Origin of the sequence: Mycobacterium sp. NPDC049093 (assembly GCF_040704635.1) — a bacterium.
Taxonomy (GTDB): Bacteria; Actinomycetota; Actinomycetes; order Mycobacteriales; family Mycobacteriaceae; genus Mycobacterium.
Map to the genome: position 1 here is coordinate 1 of NZ_JBEZJS010000024.1, position 4,326 is coordinate 4,326.

Consider the following 4,326-nt stretch of genomic DNA (forward strand, 5'->3'; position numbering starts at 1 on the left):
GCTGGGCAGACCAGCGGCTACATCCTGCCCACCCCACAAACCGCCGTCAGAATCACCGTCGAACCACACCACTCAAGTCAGTCCACGGATTGAGGTTTAGAGGGGCCGCCGGAAAGCGCGGCGCTGGCCACCGACGGCGCGGCAGGGGCCCCGCGGCGGCCGGAGCGCGCGTTGAGCGTGGTTCCAGCTAGGGATTCTGTGCCGCAGCTGGATACCTCGTCGCGGCCTGCGGAACCGGACTCAGACACCGAATGCGCTGTGTCTGTTGAGCGTTGGCAACCGGTCGCCGAGTCGCTGGTTCGCGACGGCATCACGACCAAAGATCCCGACCTGATTGCCAAGATTCTGGCCGACAGCGCGGCAGGCACCCCGCCGAGCACCATCGGTCGCCGTCACGAGGTCCACCACACCACTGTCAACCGGATTCTTTCGGCCGCCGAGCAGCTCACCGAGGCCAGCACCGCAGCAGGGTAAGCGCCCGACGAGCCGATCACTCCGGCTCCGCGGGTAGGCCTCGCGCGGCGCGGACGGCGGCCTCGCGCCGGGCCGCGTCCTCGGCTGCTGCCGCTGCGCGGCGGTCGGCACTGCGCCGCCGGACGCGAGCGAGCTCGGCGAAGGCTTGCGTGTGCCCCGGACCTCCGCGGGCGCGCCGGCCAGCCTCTCGGGCCCGCCGGCTTTCGGCGAGTTCGGCCTGCATCGCCGCTCGTTGCTGGGCGCGCTGCTGGCGCTCGGCGTCGATACGCGCGGTTTCCGCGGCCGCCGGGCGATCGTCAAGACTGTTGTGGGCCAGGTGCCAGCTGATGATCGAGCGTACGAGTCCGATGGGTTTGTGGGGGTGGGCGGGAAGCCAGTGTCCACCGGCGCCCTGCCAGTCGGTGAGCAGCTGGTTGATGTCGTCACCGGTCCACCGGTGAGCTGCCAGCGCCGCCAGGGCGGGTGCCCAGCCGCGCGGTGAGTGCCGACGTGCCCAGCGCGGCGTTCGGCTGTCACGTAGCCACGCACAGGCCAGTAAGTACGCTTCCCGTGGCGGTGCCGCGCCCGGCGAACGGCCCCGCCGGGCTCGTCTGGTCGATGCTGGGCGCGAAGCGCCGCTTTTGGTGTGGGCCGAATGGCCCCCGGCCCCGCCGGATATAACTTTTCTACTCGAAAAGGGGAGAAGAGAATCTAAAAGAGACCCCTTATGGGGGTGGGGTGACAGCAAGGTAATCCGCACGTCGTGCAGTGCCCAGACCGATGCCCAGCCGCGGTGGCGATCCCCGACGCGCCAGGAGGCGAACCGTTCGGTGCGGGTGCGCTGCCGGCCCCGGAGAACCTCGGTGGCCAGTCCGAGCAGTCGCAGCGCTGTGTCGGCACGTTGGACGGTGCGTACGGAGTAACCGGTGTCAGCGGCGAGGCGTTCGTTGGTGGGTCGACTGTTGCGTCCTGTTCCCCAGTCGGCGTAGCGGGCGCGGGCCTCGGCAACGCGCACGAGGGCGCGCAGCGAGATCGGGTTGCCCGGCATCACCGGGCGCACCTTCGTGTCGTAGTGGCTGTAGTAGGCCACCGGAACCGCGACCCGCGCCCAGCGCTGCTCGCCGGCAAGCCAGCAGGCGACTCCGGCGTAGGCGTCGTCACCGAGGTCGAGGTGAATGGCCGCGGGAGCTCGTCCGTTGGCTTCGTCGACGAGCTGGCGCAGCAGGTGTGCCGGCGCGACCGGCGTGGTGAGTCGACGGCGTGATCTGGTGCGGGCGGTGCCGCGGCGCGGCCGGGTGACCGTGCATCCTCGGTAGGCGCGGGGTGCGCGGCCTGGGCCAGAAAAATTGTGAACACGGGGCGCAACGATTGGTGCTACAAGTGGACGTGCGCTACCGTGAGAGGTGTCTTCCACGACAGCTCCCTAGTTAAGAGCGGCAGCAGTACCCGGAGTGGTTCCCGGACAACTTCAGATGGCGTTCACCCTCGGACTGGTACTCCGGGGGTTTCGCCGTTTCTGGGGGCTGCCGCGCGTTATTCAGATGTCAATAGGGCGGAAGCTGAGTCGGGGTGGTTAGTCCCTCGTCGGCATCGCGTCCTATGCGCTGGTCTGCAGCGGCAGCACCTCCTGGCGATCGAGTTCGCGGACGTGTTCGGGCAGGCCGACGTGCAGGGCTAGGAAGTCGGCAAGGTACTGCGAGATCGACGTGACGCCGCTGTCTTGCTGTAGTCGCCGAAGTCGTTCGGAGACTTGGGAATGCGGGCGCACCATGAGTCGCTCGTAGCGGCGTGCCACGACCCGCGGCTCGGTGGCTACCAGAGTCTGGCGGTTGAGTTCGCGGACGTGTTCGGGGAGGCCGACGTGGAGGGCGAGCACGTCGGCGACGTATTGCGAGACGGACGAGACTGCGGACTTGGCGACCAGCTCGTCGAGCTTGCGAGAGACTTCGGGGCGCGGGAGACACATGTGCGCGCCGCGGGGACCTTTGCTTGGCCGTGCCATGCGTCGCACTCTGCCAGGATGCGTCGTTACAGTAACCTCGACACGCCGAAGCTTTGTGATACTTCTGTGACTGGTGTGCAAGCAGGCAGTGATCGGACGCGCGTCCCGCCGCCGTGTCATTGCGGGCGACTCTGGACGCCGGCGAGGGCGGCGATGTCGAACAGGGGTCGGTGTGCGGCGCGCAGCGTAGCGGCCTGAGACACCATCGCGCGGGTGATGTCGGCGATGGCGGTTTCTACGGCCTCGATCTGCTCGCAATTCAGCGCGTGATAGTTGAGCTGGATGCGCAGTGTGGCGCCGTAGCCGTCGTGGGTAATGACGGCGCGGCAGCGATCGATGCCCACCCGGCCGTAGGTCAGGATTGTCGACCCTGGCGTGGATTTTCGGACGGTGATGGTGTCCGGCATGGTTGTCGCGGGTGGTCCGGAGGGCTTGTTCTCGCGGGCCGTGCTGATTGCTGAGGTGTCCATCGCGTCCAGTGATCCCCCGTTAAGATGCCGGGCGGTTCATTCGCCCGGCGGTGGTGGGCGCCGCTGACGTGTTGTCGCGGTGCTGTTGGCGGACAATGGTTTTGGCTGCGGGCAGTGCCCAGAGAACATGTCTTCCTGCTGTTGATTCCCGGACAACATCGCCGGTTCGTTCCAGGCCGACGAGCTGCCGGTAGACGTGTTCGTGGACTGCGGGGTAGCGGCGGTCACCTCCCCCGGCCAAGGGCAGGTCGGGAAGTGCTCGGCAGAGCTGCGCCGTCGTTTGCGGGACGTTAGCTTGCCCGAGTGCGCTGATGATGGCTGCCCGCAATGGATTTCGCCGACGCCGGCGGTTGCCCATCTGTGCTGACGACGCTGCTAAGCCTTGATCCACCGATGAATGGGCTGGTTGTTGGGGTGTCGGAATGAGGAAAGTGCCCTCTGAGCTGGAAAGATTGGTGTTCTCTACGCAACAATCCGACCAGCACAAGAAAGGCACTTCCAGTGCGAGTGTCCCACACGTTCGGTCCCGACTCCGCGGTGTTCGACGAGGACAACCTCGTGTCGTGCGCCGGGCTGGTCCCGGTGATGGCCCTGGCCGAGCAAGCTGGCCTGACACGGTTGTTGGACAACACAATTCACATCAGGTCGTCTCGGGTCAAGTCCGGGGCGGCTAACCCTCGATCCACCGATGAATCGCCTGTTCGGAGGGTGTTGATGTAAGGAAAGTGCCCTTTGAGCTGGGATGATTGGAGTTACCACACTTCGATCAGCCCACGTTCAGAAAGGCGCTTCCGGTGCAAGTGTCCCATAGGTTCGCCGTGTCGTCGGCGGTCTTCGATGATGCACATCTCGTGTCGTGCGCCGGGCTGGTGCCGGTGATGACCCTGGCCGACCAGACCGGTCTGTCGCAGCTATTGGCCGACAAGATCCGGTTCACCTGTGAGCGGATCCGTTCGGCCGCGGCCCATCCGTCACCGAAGCTGACCACGCTGATCGCCGGGATGTGCGCCGGCGCGGACAGCATTGATGACCTAGACGTTGTGCGCTCGGGTGGGATGAAGACCCTCTTCGGTGGTGTGTACGCCCCGTCGACGATCGGAACCTTATTGCGGGAGTTCACCTTCGGGCATGCCCGCCAGCTCGAATCTGTCCTGCGCGAACACCTGGCCGCGCTGTGCGGGCGTGTCGATCTGTTGCCCGGCGCCGACGGACGGGCGTTCATCGACATCGACTCACTACTACGCCCGGTCTACGGGCACGCCAAGCAGGGCGCCAGCTACGGACACACCAAGATCGCCGGCAGGCAGATCCTGCGCAAAGGCCTCTCACCGTTGATCACCACGATCAGCACCGACCACGGTGCGCCGGTGATCGCCGGGGCGAGGTTGCGGGCGGGCAAGG

Annotated in this window: 5 protein-coding genes and 1 pseudogene; 3 read left to right on the forward strand and 3 right to left on the reverse strand. The window is 66.5% G+C overall.

Features of this window, described 5'->3' with window-relative positions; translation table 11 throughout:
* Window positions 1–258: 258 nt before the first annotated feature.
* Window positions 259–474: a hypothetical protein gene (locus AB0876_RS34185; protein WP_053079399.1), complete on the forward strand. Its 216-nt coding sequence runs from the start codon at window positions 259–261 to the stop codon at window positions 472–474.
* A gap of 16 nt (window positions 475–490) precedes the next feature.
* On the opposite strand, the gene AB0876_RS34190 is transcribed toward AB0876_RS34185, so the two are convergent.
* The 3 genes from AB0876_RS34190 to AB0876_RS34200 all read right to left on the reverse strand — a co-directional run bounded on the left by AB0876_RS34190 (window position 491) and on the right by AB0876_RS34200 (window position 2,925).
* Window positions 491–1,867 (reverse strand): helix-turn-helix domain-containing protein, encoded by a 1,377-nt coding sequence (locus AB0876_RS34190; RefSeq protein WP_074412581.1) that lies wholly within the window; start codon window positions 1,865–1,867, stop codon window positions 491–493.
* Between the two features lie 183 nt (window positions 1,868–2,050).
* On the reverse strand, window positions 2,051–2,455 hold the full coding sequence (locus AB0876_RS34195) for a hypothetical protein (protein WP_043416455.1): 405 nt from the start codon (window positions 2,453–2,455) through the stop codon (window positions 2,051–2,053).
* 116 nt (window positions 2,456–2,571) lie between these two features.
* On the reverse strand, window positions 2,572–2,925 hold the full coding sequence (locus tag AB0876_RS34200; protein WP_052773282.1) for a hypothetical protein: 354 nt from the start codon (window positions 2,923–2,925) through the stop codon (window positions 2,572–2,574).
* A gap of 501 nt (window positions 2,926–3,426) precedes the next feature.
* On the opposite strand from AB0876_RS34200, the pseudogene AB0876_RS34205 reads away from it, so the two are divergent.
* Window positions 3,427–3,603 (forward strand): annotated as a pseudogene (locus AB0876_RS34205) (IS1380 family transposase); the annotation flags it as partial.
* A 116-nt stretch (window positions 3,604–3,719) separates the two neighbouring features.
* The coding region (locus tag AB0876_RS34210; RefSeq protein ID WP_526044220.1) for a transposase family protein at window positions 3,720–4,326 on the forward strand (607 nt) is incomplete at its 3' end.

What these genes read in the sequence shown, in the direction of transcription:
- AB0876_RS34195 (WP_043416455.1), bottom strand. Translation starts at nt 2,455, where the DNA reads ATGGCACGGCCAAGCAAAGGTCCCCGCGGCGCGCACATGTGTCTCCCG.
- AB0876_RS34200 (WP_052773282.1), bottom strand. Translation starts at nt 2,925, where the DNA reads ATGGACACCTCAGCAATCAGCACGGCCCGCGAGAACAAGCCCTCCGGA.